This window comes from Faecalibacterium longum (genome assembly GCF_040094125.1).
GTDB classification, from domain to species: domain Bacteria; phylum Bacillota; class Clostridia; order Oscillospirales; family Ruminococcaceae; genus Faecalibacterium; species Faecalibacterium longum.
Genome location: NZ_JBBNIH010000062.1, coordinates 1 through 559, shown reverse-complemented (window position 1 = coordinate 559; position 559 = coordinate 1). Strand labels below are relative to the sequence as shown.

Here is a 559-nt window from a genome sequence, read left to right as displayed (position 1 = left end):
TCGATAACACCCTCCGACAGTTCCCGCAGGGCAGTCTCATCGGGCATCAGGTAGCACTGCATCAGCCGCAGTTCGTGCACCAGCCCCAGCCGGGTTCCGGAGTTATAGAGCATCATCAGGGTCAATTCTTCGTGGTCAAAGTTCATGTTCATCCCTCGCTTTCCGGCAGACGGTGGGGTTGCACTCCGGGGCATCGCACTTCTCTTTGAGATTCATCAGCACCGAAGGGCGTTCCGGCTGCTTGTCCAGAAACCCCTGTAAATCCTTGAAGCCGATGCTGTCCACATAATGCACAGACACCTCGCCATTGCGTTTGAGTGCGATCACATCGCTGACCGATAGGCTGTGTCCCTCAAAATCCTGCGGACGGGAGAGGTTGAACATCTGAAACAGTTCTTCCAAAACCTCATTGTTCGGAGCATCCTGCCACATGGCAGGCAGATCAGCATAGTAAGTGACCTCGTAATGTTCCGGGTCTGGCGTTTTGCCCCGACGATGCAGTTCCCGCATGGAAGCAAATCTTTCATCGAGGATTTTTTCGTCATGCCGCAGCTGCATC

Annotated in this window: 2 protein-coding genes; both read right to left on the bottom strand. The window is 54.2% G+C overall.

Features of this window, described 5'->3' with window-relative positions:
- Nucleotides 1-146, bottom strand: a 146-nt coding sequence (locus tag AAAU26_RS14585; RefSeq protein ID WP_227619745.1) for a transposon-transfer assisting family protein, incomplete at its 3' end; no start/stop codon positions are given.
- A partial coding sequence (locus tag AAAU26_RS14580; protein WP_349180878.1) for a YodL domain-containing protein occupies nt 136-559 on the bottom strand: 424 nt, incomplete at its 5' end. The genes AAAU26_RS14585 and AAAU26_RS14580, both read right to left, overlap by 11 nt.